Source organism: Streptococcus suis (assembly GCF_019794555.1).
Taxonomy (GTDB): Bacteria; Bacillota; Bacilli; order Lactobacillales; family Streptococcaceae; genus Streptococcus; species Streptococcus suis_AB.
This window is the reverse complement of sequence record NZ_JAIMEP010000014.1, coordinates 1-16,681: the sequence shown is the minus strand read 5'-3', so window position 1 is coordinate 16,681 and position 16,681 is coordinate 1. Positions and strand designations below refer to the sequence as shown.

Here is a 16,681-nt window from a genome sequence, read left to right as displayed (position 1 = left end):
CCTAATTGAAGTTGCTCGTTTTTTTTATAAAATAAAGGGTTCAATCTTTAACTCTATTTGGTTGCTATACTTGGTTAGTAAATCGTCTGCCAGGGGATGATAGAGTTCTCGTAGTTGTTCAATCTTGTCAGGGAATTGCTTGCCGATGTAGTCAAACTTGCATTCGATGGTTAAGAAAAGTTGGTGGAAGAGTTCGTTTATCTCATTTAATCGGGCAATCATTTCTCCATCTTCTTCGAGAAAATCAGGAATTTCTTTTCGGCTGTCTGCAAATCCATCAATTAATTTGACTGGGAAGGAACCATATTCTAGGACAAATTCGTACATTAGTATCTCCATTCTATTGAGCAGGTGTCAGGCTGAACTGCATGACTACAGGATTGTGGTCGCTTGATGCAAAATTGTTAGAAAGCGTTTGGATATGATGAACTGTAACATTGTTGGAAATGATAAAGCCATCAATTGTTCCAGTTAAGGTGGTGTCAGGGTTGTAGGATTGATCAATGTTGCGGACTGTAGGTGCATTACTTGGAGCGACAACTGAAAATTCTACTGGTAGTTGCTCAGTTGGAAAAGATTTCATCCATGTGAGCTCATTGCGGGCATTATCATCTAGTGCGTGGTTAAAATCTCCACCGACAATGACATAATTTCCTTTTGCATATTCTTTTTTCATTGTTTGGCTTACTTTTTCCAGCTGTGCTTTCTGAATATTTTCATTCTTTGTATAAGCAGATAGATGGATATTGAGAACAACCAAATCAGCTCCGCTATTTGTTTTAAAGCGATTGACTGAGTAGGCACGATCGAGGTCAAAGAACTTATTGATATCCGTATCGATAGGTAGTTGGTAACGGATAGCCTCTTGGAAGTTTATCTTTGAAAAGGTCAAGAGTCCGGAAGTCGCTTGGCCGATTGGATTGGTAATGGGGTAAAAAAGGTAGGAAGAATCGTAGTTCTGAGCGAAAGACCAAGCATAAGTACTGAAGGCTTGAGTAAAATAATCGACCTGGTTGACGTGCTGCGAACGGTCGCCATCGACATCTACCTCCTGAAAGAGAACAAGGTCTGGATTTGCCGAATCGATTAACTCTTTATCACTAGTTAGGGCCTCTTCGACAGCTTCTTTACTCCGTGCACGAACTTCCTTTCCGCCATCCATAAAAAAGGAATAGTCGCTTGGGTAAGAACCATAGCCGATATTGAAGGTCATCATCGAATAGGTTTGATCAAGGATAAATGATTCCTGTTTGGATTGATTAGTGATTTCGAGACTGAGATTGTCTTCCAATCGGTGGTAATCTATCAAAAGATAGGACACATAAGCTCCAGCAATCAGCAATATACTTGCTAGTAAACCAAAGCAGTATTTCATTATTTTCTTGAACATAACAGTCTCCTTATTCCATTCTATTGTAGCACAGCCCTTTATGTGACAAAAGAATTTCACCTTCCTTCAGTTTAAGTTTTGTTTAATGCTATTTTCAGTTTTGTTTAAAGCTTGGTCGGTAAACTATATCTTGTAAACAAGACAGGAAACTGTCAAGATTCAACATTTAGGATAGAAGAGGCAAAGCAATGAAAACAAGAATCGTACAAAAGCAATTTAAACGTAAAGAAACCAAATATATTGTTGATATGGATGTATTTGTAGAGTTTGAGAAAGAACTTCGTCAACATATGACCGAAGATGAATTTGCGACATCAACGATTACGAATATTTACTTTGACAATGAAGATTTTGATATGATTCAAGATTCTCTTGCTAAGAAAAATGGACGTGAAAAAATTCGTATGCGTGTATATGATGAAATTCCATCAGAAACAAGTCAGGCCTTTTTGGAAATAAAGAAAAAGGAAAATAAAATTGGCTATAAATACCGTCTAACATCTAATCCAGTATCTGTTACAAATTACATTGAAAATGGTATTATTGATGCTACTATCAAAGATGAAAAAGTAACATCAGAACTGGATCAGTTGAGAAAACGTTATGGTGTCATCAAACCTAAAATGTATATTTATTATGATCGCGTATCATATAAGGGTATTGAGGATAAAAAAGTTCGCTTAACCATTGATAAAAATCTTCTATATCGTGACTATAATGTTAATGTAATGGTAGGGAAATTTGGTAAAGCCTTGCTAGATCCTAAAAAGGTCATCATGGAAATCAAAGTTCCAGAGGAACGTCCAGATTGGTTGGTTGCCTTGTTGGAAAAATACAATATCGAAAAACAATCGTTTTCAAAATATGGCAATGCTTATAAGCTAGCCCACGACATCGTAGAAGAGGAAGTCATTCATCATGCAGCTGTTTAATAGTATCTTTTCAACAGCCAATAGTAGTATCACCCTAGTCCAGATGGTCCTAGTATTCGGAGTCAGTCTATCCATGGGGGTACTCTTAGCGGCTGTTTACAAATATAAATCGAATTATACAAAGGAATTCGTTATCACTCTAAGTCTCATGCCGGCATTGATTGCTGTTATCATTGCATTAGTTAATGGTAACTTGGGAGCGGGTGTTGCGGTAGCAGGGACCTTTAGTCTAATTAAATTCCGCTCGGCAGCAGGTTCATCAAAAGAAATGCTTGCAGTCTTGCTGGCGATGGCTATTGGTCTTGCAACAGGAATGGGCTTCCTTGGTTTAGCCGTATTTACTACAGTCATCTTATCAGCTTGTATCTTGGTTTTTGAAAATATCAATTTTGCTCAAGTCAATCAAAATCGTCGTCATCTCTTAGTGACAGTCCCTATGGATTTCAATTATGATCAGTTTTTTGAAAATCAATTTGGTAAGTCTTGTAAGCAGTCTGATTTATTATCCCTTAAATACAAAAAGAAAAAAGAAGCACTTGTTTTAGAATATCAAGTCCTTCTTGATAAGAAAATTTCAGATAAGCGTTTGGTAGATACAGTCTTAGCAGCGGGTCCGCTGGGTGTTGTATTAAATAAACAAATGCCTAAGAAGAAATTCTTATAATTCAGAAAACCTTGGTTTGTGTGTACCAAGGCTTTTTTCTATTTTGAAATAGACTAATGGGATAGCCTACTCACCATAAAAATCGACACTATAGTCGACGAGTGTGTCTCCATCATATTGAAAACTTGCAGAGAAGAAGGGGCGATTTTCCAGAAGCCACTGTTGAAAATGACGGTCGCCTTCCCAAGTCGGCTTTGTTAAAACCTGATCGTAGGGAACCCATTCCAAATCGCCTTCATTACACTCAATAATTGTTCCTTCAAAGCCAGTAATTTTAAAGACATAGGTGTACCAATCACAATTAGGGGTGAAATCTGGAAAGGTGATAATTCCTTTTAAGGCATGCTTTGTGACAGTTAGGCCTGTCTCTTCAAATACCTCACGAATGGCGCAGGCTTGAGGGGTTTCGCCTGGTTCAAGTTTGCCACCAACTCCAATCCACTTCCCTTCATGGACATCATTTTCTTTCTTATTTCGATGAAGGAGGAGAAATTCCTTGCCATTATCAATGTAACAAATTGTTGCTAATTGGACGGGTTTCTTAGTCATAGAGGGCTCCTTGTAAATGAATGATTCCATTATACCACAAAGGAGAATGGAGAGAAATCTTTGATTGGTTTTCTGATTGGGTACAGTCTTGAAATTGAGAAGATGAAAGGTCTTTTCTGAAAATCTAATTTAGGGTATAATAAAGAATCAAATGCTTTAGGAGGTATTATGTCAAAACAAGAACAAATCGAACAAACTATTTACCAATTATTGGAATTATTGGGTGAAGATCCAAACCGCGAAGGTCTACTTGATACACCGAAACGGGTAGCTAAGATGTACTTGGAAATGTTTAATGGGCTAAAAGAGGATCCGAAAGACCAGTTTACAGCCGTTTTTTCAGAGGGTCATGAAGAGGTTGTTTTGGTGAAGGATATTCCTTTCCACTCCATGTGCGAGCACCATCTGGTACCTTTTTATGGGATTGCCCATGTAGCATATATTCCTAGCAAAGGCCGTGTAACTGGTCTGAGTAAGCTAGCGCGTGCAGTGGAGGTGGCAAGCCGGCGACCTCAATTGCAGGAGCGCTTAACTCATCAAGTGGCTCATGCCCTTCAAGATGCCCTTGAGCCAGAAGGTGTATTTGTCATGGTTGAAGCGGAGCATATGTGCATGAGTATGCGTGGTATACGCAAGCCAGGTAGTAAGACAGTGACCACAGTTGCTCTAGGAAAATATAAAGAAGATTCTGTTTTGCGCCGAGAACTCTTGTCCATGATTCACAATAAATAGGAGGTTCTATGTCTATTGAACAATTAGCCCATCAAGTATCAATTATGGGAATACTCAATGTGACACCGGATTCTTTTTCAGATGGTGGTACCTATAATGAAATCGAGTCTGCTCTAGCCCAAGTTGAAAAGTTGTTGTCGGAAGGTGCGACTGTCATTGATGTTGGAGGGGAGTCCACTCGACTTGGTGCAACATTTGTGTCTGAAGAAGATGAGATTGCACGAGTGGTTCCGATTATCCGTGCAATAAAAGAACATTACGATTGTTTGGTCAGCATTGACACCTATAAAACGAGCACGGCCCGTGCAGCCTTAGAAGCGGGTGCGGATATCTTGAATGATGTATGGGCAGGCCTTTATGATGGAAATATGTTGGCTTTAGCCGCAGAGTATAAAGTACCAATCATTCTCATGCACAATCAGAAAGAAGAAGTCTATGACGATATTGTAGGAGAAGTAAAAAACTTTCTGGTGGAGCGTGCGCAAGCAGCCTTAGAGGCTGGAGTTGCAGCAGATAACATTTGGTTGGATCCAGGATTTGGTTTTTCAAAAAATGTCCAACATAATCTGGACCTCCTGCAAGGTCTGGAACAGATTACTGCTCTTGGTTATCCCATTCTATTTGGAATATCTCGTAAGCGCGTGGTAGATTATCTGCTTGGTGGAAATAGCTTACCGACTGACCGTGATCAAGCAACAGCAGCCCTGTCAGCATGGGCAGTGCAAAAGGGATGCAAAATGGTCCGTGTTCATAATGTGGCAGCCAACAGAGATATTGTAAAAGTTTGGGCTCAGTTAACTGCAGGAGGGCAGAATGGATAAGATTTCGCTGAAAAAATGTCGATTTTATGGCTATCATGGAGCCTTTAAGGAAGAACAAGTCCTTGGTCAAATTTTCACTGTAGACTGTGATTTGTTTGTTGACCTAACTGCGGCCTCCAAAACTGACAATTTAGAAGATACTGTTCACTATGGTATGGTTTTTGAAACGATTAAAGCAGTCGTGGAGGGAAAGCCTTATCTTCTCATTGAAAAGGTGGCAGGTGTCATTTGCCAAGAAATTTTTAGTCAGTTTCCAAAAGTGGAAAAGATTCGTTTGGCCATTTACAAGGAAAATCCACCAATTGCGGGCCATTATGATACTGTTGGGATTGAATTGGAGCGTGAGCGACCATGAAACATCAGGCCTATCTGAGCATTGGGAGCAATATGGGGGACAGACTGGCTTATTTGCAAGCCGCTTTGGAGCAATTAGACAACCATCCAGACTGCCAACTTGATTTGGTTTCCTCCATTTATGAAACTCCAGCTTGGGGAAAGACAGATCAAGCAGATTTCCTAAATTTAGCTTGTTTGGTATATACCGATTTGTCGGCAGCAGATTTTCTTAGTGTTTGCCAGAAAATCGAACTAGCCTTAGACAGAGTAAGGATTGAAAAATGGGGTCAACGAACCATTGATTTGGATATTGTGTTCTGGAATAAGGAAATGATTCAGGAGGAGAATTTAATCGTTCCTCACCCCTATGCCCATGAGCGTGGTTTTGTACTTAAGCCACTTTCTGATATAGCGATAGATTATCGCCACCCAGGTTTAAACAAGACAGTTGGAGAATTGTTAAGAGATCTTGGGGAACAAAATGAGATAAGGAGATACGTTTTAGGAGATTTATGACAATTTTAGCGACTTTAGGAGTGTTATTGGCTATTATTGCCATTATTTATTGGACATCAAAGAACTTACATGTGATTATTGCTGCCCCGCTTGCTAGTTTAATCATTATCTTAACAAACCAAATGAATGTTTTGGAAGTCATGTTGGGCAAAGAGCAGTCTTATATGGCTGGTTTAGCTGGTTTTTTAATCAATAATTTTGCTATTTTTATGTTAGGGTCTATTTTAGCCCGGTATATGGAAGCAAGTGGAGCTACGCAGACGATCGCTAATAGTATTTTAAAAGTGATGGGCAAAGATAGTCCTTATAAAGGTTTGTTGGCTATTACATTGATTGCATCTATTTTAACCTATGGTGGTGTGAGTATCTTTGTAGTGATTTTTACTTTACTACCCTTGTCTCGCCCCCTGTTTAAAGAATTAAATATTAACTGGGCGCTTTTCCCGCTACCGGTCTTTTTGGGAGCAGGGACCTACACAATGACCACTTTACCAGGTGCCCCCTCTATTCAAAATGTTATTCCAACAAAGGTGTTGGGAACCAGTTTGACAGCGGCACCAGTTATCAGTTTGGCAGCTAGTTTAACACTATTAGTATTCGGACTGCTCTATATGGCCTACTGTTTAAAGAAAAGTCTAGCAAATGGAGAAACTTATAACGAAGAAGAGGATGAAACTGTAGTAGCGTTAGATGATAAGGCCCCTAATCTATTTTTATCAGTTTTGCCTTTATTGAGTTTGATTGGAACGATTTTCCTCATGAGTCAAACTCCCAACGTCTTAGCGATTGGATTACTTGTCTCTATCATCCTATCAGCTTTGATTTTCTATCCATACTTACCAAACCAAAAAGAGATTTTAAATACTGCAACGATAGCATCTGTTGTACCAGCATTTGCGACTTCTAGCACTGTTGCTTTTGGGACAGTGTTAACACTGTCTGCTGGATTTGCTGTAATACAAGAATGGATTCAACAAATTCCTGGGTCCCCATTGATTAGTTTGTCTGTCTCGACAGCACTGGTTAGTGGTATTATTGGCTCTTCATCAGGGGCTGTTGGTATCGCCTCCAGTCAATTTTTACCAACCTATATGGAAATGGGAATGAATCCAGAATTACTCCATCGTGTGGTAGTGGTTGCGTCAGCTATTTTGACAGTTGTGCCTCAGTCTGGTGTAATGATGACCTTCCACAATCTATCAAGACTAAGTATGAAACGTGGGCTTAAGTATTCGTTTATCCTAGTGACAGTAGGTCATATTTTAGCTTTGTTGGTTATCTTGCAATTAGCTCCTATTTTTTATTAAAAAATAGAATCCTTAAAAGAAGGGAAGTATTGATTATGGAAAAATTTTGTCAATCTTGTTCTATGCCGCTTGAATTGCATGGTCAAGATGTCCGAGGAAGTGAAAAAGATGGGAGTCAATCACAGATTTATTGCTCCTATTGCTATGTAAATGGTGCATTTGTTGAACCTGATATTACATTTGAACAAATGGTAAATAAGGGGAAAACAGCGATTGCCAACGGGCAAGGTAATGCTCTTGTTAAATTCTTCATGAAGGCAAGTTATCCTATGATGTTGAAAAAAACGCAACGTTGGAAAGCTTAATTTGGCTCCTTGTGTATTTCAAGGAGTTTTTCTATTTCATTTTCCAACTTTTTCGAGAATCGTGGTATACTATTAATTAATTAAAGTTAGTGATTTTCATTTAGTATTAGCATTTAAAGGAGGTTCTTATGTCTTTACTCTTATCACCAGTTGAAATTGCAGGTTTGTCATTAAAGAATCGTGTGGTTATGCCACCTATGTGCATGTACGAGGTTAAAAATGAGGATGGCTTGCCAACGGCTTTTCATCATGTTCATTATGGGGCGCGTGCGATTGGTGGGGTTGGACTCATTATCCAAGAGGCTACTGCGGTAGAACCAGATGGGCGCTTGTCCAATCGTGATTTGGGAATATGGTCCGATCGTCAAGGTAGGGCCTTAGCGGACTTAGTAAGGGAGTTGAAAGCATTTGGAAGTAAAGTTGGAATTCAGCTTAGCCATGGTGGGCGAAAAGCTGCTGATGCTATACAGCCAATCGCCCCAAGTGCTGTACGGTACAATGAAGAGTACCAAATACCTAAAGAAATGACCTTAGACGATATTCAACGTGTTCAGTCAGCTTTTGTATCTGCTGCTCGAAGAGCTCAAGAAGCTGGTTACGATATGATTGAAATACATGGTGCACATGGTTACCTGGTAAATGAGTTTTTGGAGCCCTTAACTAACCTACGTTCGGATGAATATGGCGGAACTTTAGAAAATCGTTTCCGGTTTCTGAGGGAGATTGTTGAAGGAGTTAAATCAGCATTTAATGGACCAATTTGGGTACGTTTATCAGTAACAGCTTATGATGAAACAGGTACACAAAATACTCTTCAAGATTACCAACAAATTGCCAAATGGCTAGAAGAACTTGGGGTTGCTTGTTTAGATATTTCTACGGGTGGTTTGATGGATGTGAAGCCCAATATCCCTATTTATGGAGGCTATCAAGCTACATTTTCAGCACAAATCAAACAAGCAGTCTCTATTCCAGTAACAGCAGTTGGTTTGTTACATCATCCAGAGTTAGGTGAGTATCTATTGCAAACAAGACAAGCCGATCTCATTCAAGTGGGACGCGGTTTAATTCGGAATGTCAATTGGTTGGCTGATGCAGCAGAGACACTGCACGATCATGATTTTCAGGTCTATAACAACTCCTACAAACGAGGACAGGTGAGGTGATTTCCTGGTATATTACGAGACAAATTTCCTATGTCTCCAAGCTAAAAAGCATTATTATGGATTCAACAATTACTAAATAAACAATTTTCAGCTATCTACCTTTGTGGATGGCTTTTTTGATTCTCCCTTTTCTTCTCAGTTTATGGTACAATAGAAAAGATACAGTTTAAGATTTTAAAACATTAAAATAATTGATTATTTAGTTCGGCTCAATTGTTTTACAGAAACAACACAAGGACTTCAAACCCTTGCTACGAAAGGAATGATACACTCATGGCAATTATTCAATGATTGAATGGAGTTATGAAATAAGCTAGACTTCCGATTTTGGAGGTCTAGCTTATTTTTTCGGTCTGGAGTATAGTGTAATGCTTTGCTTGGTTTGATGGTCAATTTCAATTATCTCTAATACTGTATACCTTACTTGATTTATTGTGTAGTCACGAGTTGATTTTTCAAAGGTTGAAACAGGTATGCACTGATTTGGCTCTTTGGAATCTCTCTGTCTATCAAGAAATAGATAACCAATTTTATTGTCGAACGTAAATTCTAATAAATACTCCCATCGAATCTTGCTTCCCTTGATTGGATATAGTTTTGTAAATCGTACTGATAGTGTTGGTGAAGAAAAACTTTCTCTGAGTATTTCGAGAATACGCAACCTCCCACATATATCAGTAAAACCTTTTGACCTAGTTAGCAATTCTTCGGAGATTGTTTTTTTCAAAATCAAATTATAGATTTCGTGCTTAGATCTGGTGGGTAAAGATAAGCCTCTTAACTTATGTATACCTGCTAAGTGTACAAAATGTTCCTCAGCAAATGTAAGATTGAGCGTTGTCTGCTGTCCTTTTCGCCCTAAAACAATTTGATAGGTTTTCGAAAGGAGTTTTTTATAATTTCTTGCGGATGAGAGTAATAATGATTCCATGTATTTCCTTAGAAAAAAGGACAGGATAACCTGCCCTTAGTAATGAGTGTTTTCAATGTTGGCTTGAGGTGTTCACACACAACCCTAGTAAAGCTCCAGCCACAGTCAAACCAACCGACCATAGACCTTCAACGCTTAGTAAATACTCTTGTTATCTACAATTTTATTATATAGAAAATGTTCAATTAAATCAAGTATTTTGAAAAATTTTTGTCAACAGAGATATACTGTTTTTATTAGGAAATCTATTTCAAATGCTTCATAAATTCTTCATACAAACTCTATTTATCATGTTCTGTTGTAGAGTATGTTTTGTAGTTTATTCTATTCCACTTTACTCACACGCACAAGTTATGTGGGTTCGGACTGACTTACTTAAAGAAAACAATATCGAAGTGCCAAAAACATGGGACGAATTATATGAAGCGAGTAAAAAATTAACCAAAGATGATGTCTATGGAATTTCAGTCCCATTTGGAACAAATGACTTGATGGGTACACGCTTCTTGAATTTCTATGTTCGCAGTGGTGGCGGAAGCCTGATTACTGATGATTTAAAAGTTGACCTAACAAGCGATTTGGCTCAAGAAGGAATTAAATATTGGGTAAAAATGTTTTGATTGAAACGATGTCATTAGAACAAATGGAACAATATTATGGGAGACAGGAAAAACCCGATGATATTGATAAATTCTGGTCAGATGCTATAGCATCTGTAGAACATCCAATTTCCTATGAATTATTTGAAAGAGACTGTACTACTGATGCAATAAAAACATTCGTTGCTATATATTGCACCCTTCCCATAAAATCGTATTTATTAATTTAGATGGTTTTCAAGAGTTTCTTGAATGGAAACAAAAGCGGTAATTCAGAAAAAAACATGGTATAATATGAATTGGTTAAATTCTATAATCGTATCGATTTTCTATTTTAATATAGAGGAGAATAAAGATGTTTTATAGAACTAAAACTAATTCAAAAGGAAAAATTCGATATGAGTTAGTTGAAAAATATAAAGATTCACTAACTGGGAAATGGAAGACCGCAATAATTTCATATTATAAGAATTCAAGTCGAGCACGTAAACAGGCTGAGCTGGAATTGATTGAAAAAATTGAAACATTGCAGGAAAAAACTAAATCTTCTTTTTCTGCTTCCGAAATAAAAACGTTTGGAGAATTGAAAGAAAGTTGGTTCAATTCTTGGTCTGTGTCTGTAAAAAAACAAACAATTGAAAGAGAAAAATTAGTATTAAGTCGATTGGGAAAAATAATTGGCGATGATTATTTAATTGATTGCATTACACCGTTATTATTAAAAAATTGTTTAAGTGAATATTTAAAAAAATATGATTCTTCTGCAGCAACAATGACACATATAAAGAGTTCATTGAATAATTTATCCCATAGGTTAAGCAGAGGCTATATTTTCCTCTGCTTTTTTAGAAAGGTATTTAATATGATAACAATTTCAGAAGATTTTTTATTTAGACTAGAAAAGTTTGGTGGAATTTTAATAAATAAAGTAACTTTTGACCGAATTGAGTTTGATATACTCCCCTTATAGTGGACAGTGAAAAAACAAAAATTTTCACTAGAAACTATAAAGGGAGTTTTATTATGTCCAAAAGAAGTCCAAAGTCTGTCTATGAGAAACTAGAAATTGTTCTACTCCACTTGGAAGCTGGGAAATCACTTAGCTGGTTAGCTAGAAACCAAGGTATTTCTAAAGACACCCTATCGAACTGGGTTCGGAAGTACAAAGAAACTGGTATTGAGGGGCTAGAGGAAAGTCGTCGCTGGATGAAGTATAGTAAGGAACTAAAGGAACAAGCTGTTTCCGACTATCTTAATGGTTTGGGAAGTATCAAAGATCTGACCAAAAAATATGGAATTTCTGACTCTCATGTTCTCAGATCATGGATAAAACGTTATACTAGTGGTAAGGAACTGAAAGCTACTAGTAAAGGAATGAGTCGCATGAAACAAGGACGCAAGACAACATTTGAAGAACGGGTTGAAATTGTCAATTTTACCCTTGCTCACGAGAAAGATTACCAAGGAGCTGTTGAGAAGTATGGTGTTTCCTACCAACAGGTATATTCTTGGGTCAGAAAGTTTGAGAAGGACGGTTCTAACGGCCTCCTAGACCGTCGTGGAAAAGGTCTGGAAAGCAAGCCTAATCTGACTTCGGAAGAAGAGTTACGCCTAAAAATCAAGCAACAGGAAGAACGAATCAAGTATCTTGAAATGGAGAATGGCCTGCTAAAAAAGTTAGAAGAAATCAAGCGACGAAACCGACGGTAAGACTTGGTCGCCACTTGGAAACCTTCCAAGCGATAAAAGAATATAAGGATGAGCATGAAGAGGCTTCTATCAGCCACTTGTGCCGTATTCTAAAGGTATCTCGCTCAGGCTACTACAAGTGGTTACATCATCAGGAAACAGCTTCTGAACAGGAAAATTTGGGCTTGATAGATGTCATCAAGGACTTTCATAGCCAGCGTAACGGTATTCTTGGTTATCGTCGTATGACGCTATTTGTCAATCGCAAGCTTGAAACAAACTACAACAAGAAGCGGATTCGACGCTTGATGCACATTCTAGGTCTACGTTCCATTATCAGAAGAACCAAGGGTTATTGTACTAAGACTAGCTTTGTCAATGTAGAAGACAACATTCTCAATCGTGATTTTTCAGCTACTGCTCCAAACCAAAAGTGGTGTACAGATGTGACTTTCTTGAAGTACGGTCTCAGTTGTAAGGCTTATTTGAGTGCTATTAAGGACCTCTACGACGGCTCAATTGTCGCTTATGTGGTCGGTCAGTTGAATGATAATGAATTGGTATTAGAAACACTTCGTAAAGCCCGAAAAGCTAATCCTAATGCGACACCATTGATTCACAGCGACCGAGGTTCGCAGTATACTTCGAAAGATTATTACCGTTTAACTACCAAATACCAGATGACCCGCTCCATGTCTCGTGTTGGTAAGTGTATTGACAATGCACCAATTGAGAGTTTCTTTGGGCACTTTAAGACGGAGTGCTATGATTTGAAGAAGTATAAGACTTTTGAGGAGCTAGTTTCAGATATTGATGCCTACATCTATTTTTACAATCATCAACGTTTTCAAGAGCGCAACAACGGCCTTGCCCCTCTTGAAATGAGGAACAAGGCCGTCGCCTAATCTTTTATTATTTCATTGTCCACTTGACAGGGAGCTGTTCAGTTAGATGAGAGTGAGGCTTATTTTCTTTATTTAGTTCAAAATCATGGTTTTGAAATTGCTACTTCCTTTTTTAAGAAAGAAATAAAAGCAGGGAAACTAGAGCGAGTACTATTATTAAATATCTATTCTGATAATAATATTGAGGATTCATCGAACAATCCTTACGAGACTCTTCAAAATGCGAGAAAGCATGTAGCAAAATTAAAAAAACATAACATACTGAGTTTTCCGCTTGAACTAGTAATATACCCCAGTATGTACTGTGATTTAAAATGTGGTTTTTGTTTTTTAGCAAATCGTGAAGATAGAAATGCCAAACCTGCTAAAGATTGGGAAAGAATTTTGCGCCAAGCAAAAGATAATGGAGTGTTAAGTGTTTCAATTTTAGGAGGGGAACCGACTAGATATTTTGATATTGATAATTTGTTGATAGCTTGTGAAGAACTAAAGATAAAGACTACTATAACAACTAATGCCCAATTAATAAAGAAAAGTACAGTAGAAATTCTAGCTAAATCTAAATATATTACACCGGTTTTATCTTTGCAGACTTTAGATTCTAAATTAAATTTTGAATTAATGGGGGTGAGACCTGATAGACAAATAAAATTAGCGAAGTACTTTAATGAGGTTGGATAAAAATGTAGAATTAATGCAGTGTATACAAAGCAAAGCTATGAGCAAATTATAGAATTGGTTGATTTTTGTATAGAGAATAAAATAGATAGGTTTTCAGTAGCTAATTATTCTGAGGTAACAGGATATACGAAAATAAAGAAAAAATACGATTTGGCTGATTTGAGAAGGTTGAATGAGTATGTTACAGATTATATAACTCAACGTGAAGCAAATTTAAATTTTGCTACTGAGGGATGTCATCTTTTCACCGTTTATCCAGAGTTGATAAATAATTCAATTGAATTTTCAGAGTTTGACGAAATGTATTATGGATGTCGTGCAAAATATACTAAGATGGAAATAATGTCTAATGGGGATATCTTGCCCTGCATTGCTTTTTTAGGAGTTAATCAAACTAAGCAGAATGCCTTTGAAAAAGATTTGTTAGATGTTTGGTATGATGATCCGTTGTATGGAGGGATTCGTTCTTTTAGAACGAAGAATTCTAAGTGTTTATCTTGTGGATTGTTAAAAATTTGCGAGGGTGGCTGCTATGTTAACTTGATTAAGGAGAAGAGTCCAGAATATTTTAGAGACTCAATTTGTAACTTATGAGTAAGAAGATTTTTAGTTTATACGGAATGAATATGTTTCTATCTGGATTACCGTACTACTTTGTAGGAATTTTACTATTAAAGCACTTAGGTTTTTCGTTCACAGAAATAGCTACTTTATCAGTTATTACTGAGCTATTTGGTTCAGTTTTTGATATTCCTTTAAGTTATATTTCAAGTAAGATTGGTTACAAGAAAATTTTGTCTATTTCAAATTTATTATTAATTTTAGCATTAGGGTGCCTATTGTTTGGAAAATCAAATATAATATATATTTCAGCGATATTTTTTGGATTGTCAGAGTCATTATCTTCAGGAGTTCTTAATTCTTATAATTTTGAAGTAATTGATGACGAAGTTGTATATAAATCATTTTTGAAAAAACTCAACACATTAAAATATATTTTTATTGCTATTATTACGATTATATCTCCACCTTTATTGCATAGGAATTATATTTATCCTATTATTATCTCCATTGTATTTGTAGTTTTTAGTCTATTATATTTAATAGGATTGCCTGAAATTAAAAAGGAACAAAATAATAATCAAAAATTTTTTAGCCTTGATAATATTCAAAACATTCCATGGTTATTAATAATATTAGGAGTAGCATTCTCGACTCTAATTATGATTAGCAATTCTTATGCAGGGATATTCTTAAATGAACAGGGACTTTCACTAGATATGCTGGGAATTGTACTATTTATGTTTAATATATCTATGGCTTTGGGGAGTTATCTAAAAATTAAGTTTGAAGTAAGCTTGATGTTACCAATATTAGCTATACTCATGTTTTTTCAAACTAATCTAATCATCCAAATTATAATCCTTTTATTAATGCGTGTTCTTAATTCCAACTACAATAATCATTTTTATTATAAATTTAATATGTCAATAGAAAAAAATAGAGCAGTATCATGGTCAGTATATAATTTGTTTATTTCGATTAGTTTTATGTTAGCTGATTTCCTAGCTGGTATTTTTGCTGATAACTTTAGTATTAGGAGCAATTATTTAATATTTGGTATAGTAACTCTTTGTTGCTTAGTATTTTTTTCATTTTCTAACAGGGAGGAAAGAACTTAAAAGTTATATTTCTAATTCATTTGCCAAATTATTGATAGCATAATTGGATAAGCTCAATAAAGATATTTTAAAATTACATCAGAAACTTGGTAATAATATTGACAAATATGAGCGACTAGCGAGAAGATTAGAAACATTTGTAAAAATCCTAAATAATAGTAGAGACAATCATAAAAAATTACAAGATTTTACGAAATTTGTTGAGTAAATGAAATATACGCTGTAGTAGTGAAAGTTATCTAGTCTAAAATATCAGGACATGATGGAAACATCATTATCATAATTTGAATTTTAATAACAATATATCTATTATTTGAATATTTTTTTTGAAGTGGTAAAATAAACTATTATAATGAACTAGGAAAGGAAAATTTATGGGAATGTTACTAGCTTCTAGAATAAAAAATAGAAGAAAAGAATTGAAATTGTCACAGAAAGAATTAGCTGATGGGATATGCAAACAAGGTCAGATTAGTAGATTAGAAAACGGAGAATATACTCCAGGGTCGGAATTATTATATCAGTTAGCTAAAAAACTTAATGTGAGTATGGATTATTTTTTTGATGAACATATTTCAGATGAAAGTGTCGAACTTATTGAGTTTAAAAAAATATCTAAAAACTTTATCAATCATAGAAATTATGAATCCTTAAAATATATTTATGAACTTGAGAAAGGAAAGTCACATCGTTTATCTCTATCAGATAAAATATATTTGGAGTGGGTTGGTTCCCTTGTTGATTTCTATTTTTTTCAAAAAAGAGAGGAAGCAATGGAAAATTTGGAGGAAATTTTAAAATCACTTACTAAGATAGATATTAACTATCTACAAATTTCAAATACTCTATTTAATTTTTATTATGATACGGAAAACTTAGATAGATTTGACAGAATTAAGGAAGATTTAAATGAACAGATAATGAAACTTAGTTTAGATAAAATAGAGGAATTAGAACTTTCTATAAAATTTAACTATAATCTAAGTAGATACTACTGGCTACAAAAAAATATAGACTTAGCCATTAAGCAAGTAACTGCTACAATTAGGTTATGTCAAGAGCATCGCACATCATATCTATTAGCAGATTTATTTTTGCTATTAGGAAATTTAAGTCTAAATTTTTCTGAAAGAAAGACTGTTAAAAGTTACTTTGAGACTGCACATTTTTTATATAAGTATATCGAGGATAATAATGAGATGGCACTTACAGTAGAACACTATATCGCAGACAAATTTCAAGATTAAATATTAGGACGATGTTTTTAAACATCGTTTTTCTATAAATACAAAAAAGGTATAAAAAAAAATATATCAAAAAAGCATATTAAAAATATTGACAAGGTGATTTTTTGATGATCCCATCTTTGACAGTTTTAAACGACAAAAACCTCCCTAACCCTATGCATATCAAGGGTTTAGAGAGGTTTTCTTTTTATATCAAAAATGCGTACTTTTTCTCGATTTTGACGCTTGT

At 35.8% G+C, this 16,681-nt stretch carries 19 protein-coding genes and 2 pseudogenes; 17 read left to right on the top strand and 4 right to left on the bottom strand.

What is annotated here, in order from left to right; genetic code table 11:
• Window positions 1-24: 24 nt before the first annotated feature.
• Both K6V48_RS07025 and K6V48_RS07020 read right to left on the bottom strand, forming a co-directional pair.
• Window positions 25-327, bottom strand: coding sequence for a hypothetical protein (locus K6V48_RS07025; RefSeq protein WP_222368726.1), 303 nt, complete (start codon window positions 325-327; stop codon window positions 25-27).
• A 13-nt stretch (window positions 328-340) separates the two neighbouring features.
• The gene (locus tag K6V48_RS07020; RefSeq protein ID WP_261311068.1) at window positions 341-1,390 is read right to left on the bottom strand and encodes an endonuclease/exonuclease/phosphatase family protein; all 1,050 of its coding nucleotides are present in this window, start codon (window positions 1,388-1,390) and stop codon (window positions 341-343) included.
• Between the two features lie 188 nt (window positions 1,391-1,578).
• Between K6V48_RS07020 and K6V48_RS07015 the strand changes: the two genes are divergently transcribed.
• Both K6V48_RS07015 and K6V48_RS07010 read left to right on the top strand, forming a co-directional pair.
• Window positions 1,579-2,322, top strand: a complete 744-nt coding sequence (locus K6V48_RS07015) for a polyphosphate polymerase domain-containing protein (RefSeq protein ID WP_172024876.1) — start codon at window positions 1,579-1,581, stop codon at window positions 2,320-2,322.
• Window positions 2,309-2,986: a DUF4956 domain-containing protein gene (locus K6V48_RS07010; protein WP_222368724.1), complete on the top strand. Its 678-nt coding sequence runs from the start codon at window positions 2,309-2,311 to the stop codon at window positions 2,984-2,986. Before K6V48_RS07015 ends, K6V48_RS07010 begins: the two co-directional genes overlap by 14 nt.
• A 66-nt stretch (window positions 2,987-3,052) precedes the next feature.
• Here the strand turns inward: K6V48_RS07010 and K6V48_RS07005 are convergent, their stop codons facing one another.
• Window positions 3,053-3,535 (bottom strand): NUDIX hydrolase, encoded by a 483-nt coding sequence (locus tag K6V48_RS07005; RefSeq protein ID WP_024392313.1) that lies wholly within the window; start codon window positions 3,533-3,535, stop codon window positions 3,053-3,055.
• A gap of 168 nt (window positions 3,536-3,703) precedes the next feature.
• On the opposite strand from K6V48_RS07005, the gene folE reads away from it, so the two are divergent.
• From folE to K6V48_RS06970, 7 genes are all read left to right on the top strand, one after another.
• A complete protein-coding gene (gene folE, locus K6V48_RS07000; protein ID WP_024397142.1) occupies window positions 3,704-4,267 on the top strand; it encodes a GTP cyclohydrolase I FolE in 564 nt (187 codons plus the stop codon).
• An 8-nt stretch (window positions 4,268-4,275) separates the two neighbouring features.
• Window positions 4,276-5,088 (top strand): dihydropteroate synthase, encoded by an 813-nt coding sequence (gene folP / locus K6V48_RS06995; RefSeq protein WP_222368722.1) that lies wholly within the window; start codon window positions 4,276-4,278, stop codon window positions 5,086-5,088.
• Complete coding sequence (gene folB, locus K6V48_RS06990) at window positions 5,081-5,443, top strand: dihydroneopterin aldolase (RefSeq protein ID WP_024392310.1); 363 nt, start codon at window positions 5,081-5,083, stop codon at window positions 5,441-5,443. The genes folP and folB overlap by 8 nt, the downstream gene beginning before the upstream one ends.
• Window positions 5,440-5,940 carry a 2-amino-4-hydroxy-6-hydroxymethyldihydropteridine diphosphokinase gene (gene folK / locus K6V48_RS06985; RefSeq protein ID WP_024392309.1) on the top strand — a complete coding sequence of 167 codons (501 nt, stop codon included), beginning with the start codon at window positions 5,440-5,442 and terminating at the stop codon, window positions 5,938-5,940. Before folB ends, folK begins: the two co-directional genes overlap by 4 nt.
• Complete coding sequence (locus K6V48_RS06980) at window positions 5,937-7,247, top strand: GntP family permease (RefSeq protein ID WP_222368720.1); 1,311 nt, start codon at window positions 5,937-5,939, stop codon at window positions 7,245-7,247. The genes folK and K6V48_RS06980 overlap by 4 nt, the downstream gene beginning before the upstream one ends.
• Before the next feature lie 35 nt (window positions 7,248-7,282).
• Window positions 7,283-7,552 carry a zinc ribbon domain-containing protein gene (locus tag K6V48_RS06975; protein ID WP_105127369.1) on the top strand — a complete coding sequence of 90 codons (270 nt, stop codon included), beginning with the start codon at window positions 7,283-7,285 and terminating at the stop codon, window positions 7,550-7,552.
• Window positions 7,553-7,680: 128 nt separating this feature from the next.
• Window positions 7,681-8,718 carry an NADH:flavin oxidoreductase/NADH oxidase gene (locus tag K6V48_RS06970; protein ID WP_222368718.1) on the top strand — a complete coding sequence of 346 codons (1,038 nt, stop codon included), beginning with the start codon at window positions 7,681-7,683 and terminating at the stop codon, window positions 8,716-8,718.
• A gap of 340 nt (window positions 8,719-9,058) precedes the next feature.
• Here K6V48_RS06970 and K6V48_RS06965 read toward each other — a convergent pair whose 3' ends face one another.
• Window positions 9,059-9,649, bottom strand: a complete 591-nt coding sequence (locus tag K6V48_RS06965; RefSeq protein ID WP_222368716.1) for a PBECR4 domain-containing protein — start codon at window positions 9,647-9,649, stop codon at window positions 9,059-9,061.
• 320 nt (window positions 9,650-9,969) lie between these two features.
• Between K6V48_RS06965 and K6V48_RS06960 the strand changes: the two are divergent.
• From K6V48_RS06960 to K6V48_RS06925, 8 genes and pseudogenes are all read left to right on the top strand, one after another.
• A pseudogene (locus K6V48_RS06960) lies at window positions 9,970-10,266 on the top strand (ABC transporter substrate-binding protein); the annotation flags it as partial.
• A gap of 11 nt (window positions 10,267-10,277) precedes the next feature.
• On the top strand, window positions 10,278-10,478 hold the full coding sequence (locus tag K6V48_RS06955) for an acetylxylan esterase (RefSeq protein ID WP_315863158.1): 201 nt from the start codon (window positions 10,278-10,280) through the stop codon (window positions 10,476-10,478).
• A gap of 125 nt (window positions 10,479-10,603) precedes the next feature.
• A pseudogene (locus K6V48_RS06950) lies at window positions 10,604-11,053 on the top strand (tyrosine-type recombinase/integrase); the annotation flags it as partial.
• A gap of 218 nt (window positions 11,054-11,271) precedes the next feature.
• Window positions 11,272-12,842 (top strand): IS3 family transposase gene (locus tag K6V48_RS06945; RefSeq protein WP_222368713.1). Its coding sequence is split into 2 segments (ribosomal slippage): window positions 11,272-11,917 and window positions 11,917-12,842, totalling 1,572 coding nucleotides; the frame shifts between segments, so codons are not numbered across the junction.
• Between the two features lie 297 nt (window positions 12,843-13,139).
• Window positions 13,140-13,523: a radical SAM protein gene (locus K6V48_RS11850; RefSeq protein WP_261311067.1), complete on the top strand. Its 384-nt coding sequence runs from the start codon at window positions 13,140-13,142 to the stop codon at window positions 13,521-13,523.
• 18 nt (window positions 13,524-13,541) lie between these two features.
• Complete coding sequence (locus K6V48_RS12030) at window positions 13,542-14,117, top strand: SPASM domain-containing protein (protein ID WP_277942122.1); 576 nt, start codon at window positions 13,542-13,544, stop codon at window positions 14,115-14,117.
• A complete protein-coding gene (locus K6V48_RS06935; RefSeq protein ID WP_000037627.1) occupies window positions 14,114-15,205 on the top strand; it encodes an MFS transporter in 1,092 nt (363 codons plus the stop codon). Before K6V48_RS12030 ends, K6V48_RS06935 begins: the two co-directional genes overlap by 4 nt.
• A gap of 374 nt (window positions 15,206-15,579) precedes the next feature.
• Complete coding sequence (locus K6V48_RS06925; protein WP_222368711.1) at window positions 15,580-16,452, top strand: helix-turn-helix domain-containing protein; 873 nt, start codon at window positions 15,580-15,582, stop codon at window positions 16,450-16,452.
• Window positions 16,453-16,681: the final 229 nt, after the last annotated feature.

What these genes read in the sequence shown, in the direction of transcription:
- K6V48_RS06965 (WP_222368716.1), bottom strand. Translation starts at nt 9,649, where the DNA reads ATGGAATCATTATTACTCTCATCCGCAAGAAATTATAAAAAACTCCTT.
- K6V48_RS07010 (WP_222368724.1), top strand. Translation starts at nt 2,309, where the DNA reads ATGCAGCTGTTTAATAGTATCTTTTCAACAGCCAATAGTAGTATCACC.
- K6V48_RS07005 (WP_024392313.1), bottom strand. Translation starts at nt 3,535, where the DNA reads ATGACTAAGAAACCCGTCCAATTAGCAACAATTTGTTACATTGATAAT.
- K6V48_RS06970 (WP_222368718.1), top strand. Translation starts at nt 7,681, where the DNA reads ATGTCTTTACTCTTATCACCAGTTGAAATTGCAGGTTTGTCATTAAAG.
- K6V48_RS06935 (WP_000037627.1), top strand. Translation starts at nt 14,114, where the DNA reads ATGAGTAAGAAGATTTTTAGTTTATACGGAATGAATATGTTTCTATCT.
- K6V48_RS06955 (WP_315863158.1), top strand. Translation starts at nt 10,278, where the DNA reads ATGTCATTAGAACAAATGGAACAATATTATGGGAGACAGGAAAAACCC.
- K6V48_RS11850 (WP_261311067.1), top strand. Translation starts at nt 13,140, where the DNA reads ATGTACTGTGATTTAAAATGTGGTTTTTGTTTTTTAGCAAATCGTGAA.
- K6V48_RS06925 (WP_222368711.1), top strand. Translation starts at nt 15,580, where the DNA reads ATGGGAATGTTACTAGCTTCTAGAATAAAAAATAGAAGAAAAGAATTG.
- folP (WP_222368722.1), top strand. Translation starts at nt 4,276, where the DNA reads ATGTCTATTGAACAATTAGCCCATCAAGTATCAATTATGGGAATACTC.
- folE (WP_024397142.1), top strand. Translation starts at nt 3,704, where the DNA reads ATGTCAAAACAAGAACAAATCGAACAAACTATTTACCAATTATTGGAA.
- K6V48_RS06980 (WP_222368720.1), top strand. Translation starts at nt 5,937, where the DNA reads ATGACAATTTTAGCGACTTTAGGAGTGTTATTGGCTATTATTGCCATT.
- K6V48_RS07015 (WP_172024876.1), top strand. Translation starts at nt 1,579, where the DNA reads ATGAAAACAAGAATCGTACAAAAGCAATTTAAACGTAAAGAAACCAAA.
- K6V48_RS07025 (WP_222368726.1), bottom strand. Translation starts at nt 327, where the DNA reads ATGTACGAATTTGTCCTAGAATATGGTTCCTTCCCAGTCAAATTAATT.
- K6V48_RS06975 (WP_105127369.1), top strand. Translation starts at nt 7,283, where the DNA reads ATGGAAAAATTTTGTCAATCTTGTTCTATGCCGCTTGAATTGCATGGT.
- folB (WP_024392310.1), top strand. Translation starts at nt 5,081, where the DNA reads ATGGATAAGATTTCGCTGAAAAAATGTCGATTTTATGGCTATCATGGA.
- folK (WP_024392309.1), top strand. Translation starts at nt 5,440, where the DNA reads ATGAAACATCAGGCCTATCTGAGCATTGGGAGCAATATGGGGGACAGA.
- K6V48_RS07020 (WP_261311068.1), bottom strand. Translation starts at nt 1,390, where the DNA reads ATGTTCAAGAAAATAATGAAATACTGCTTTGGTTTACTAGCAAGTATA.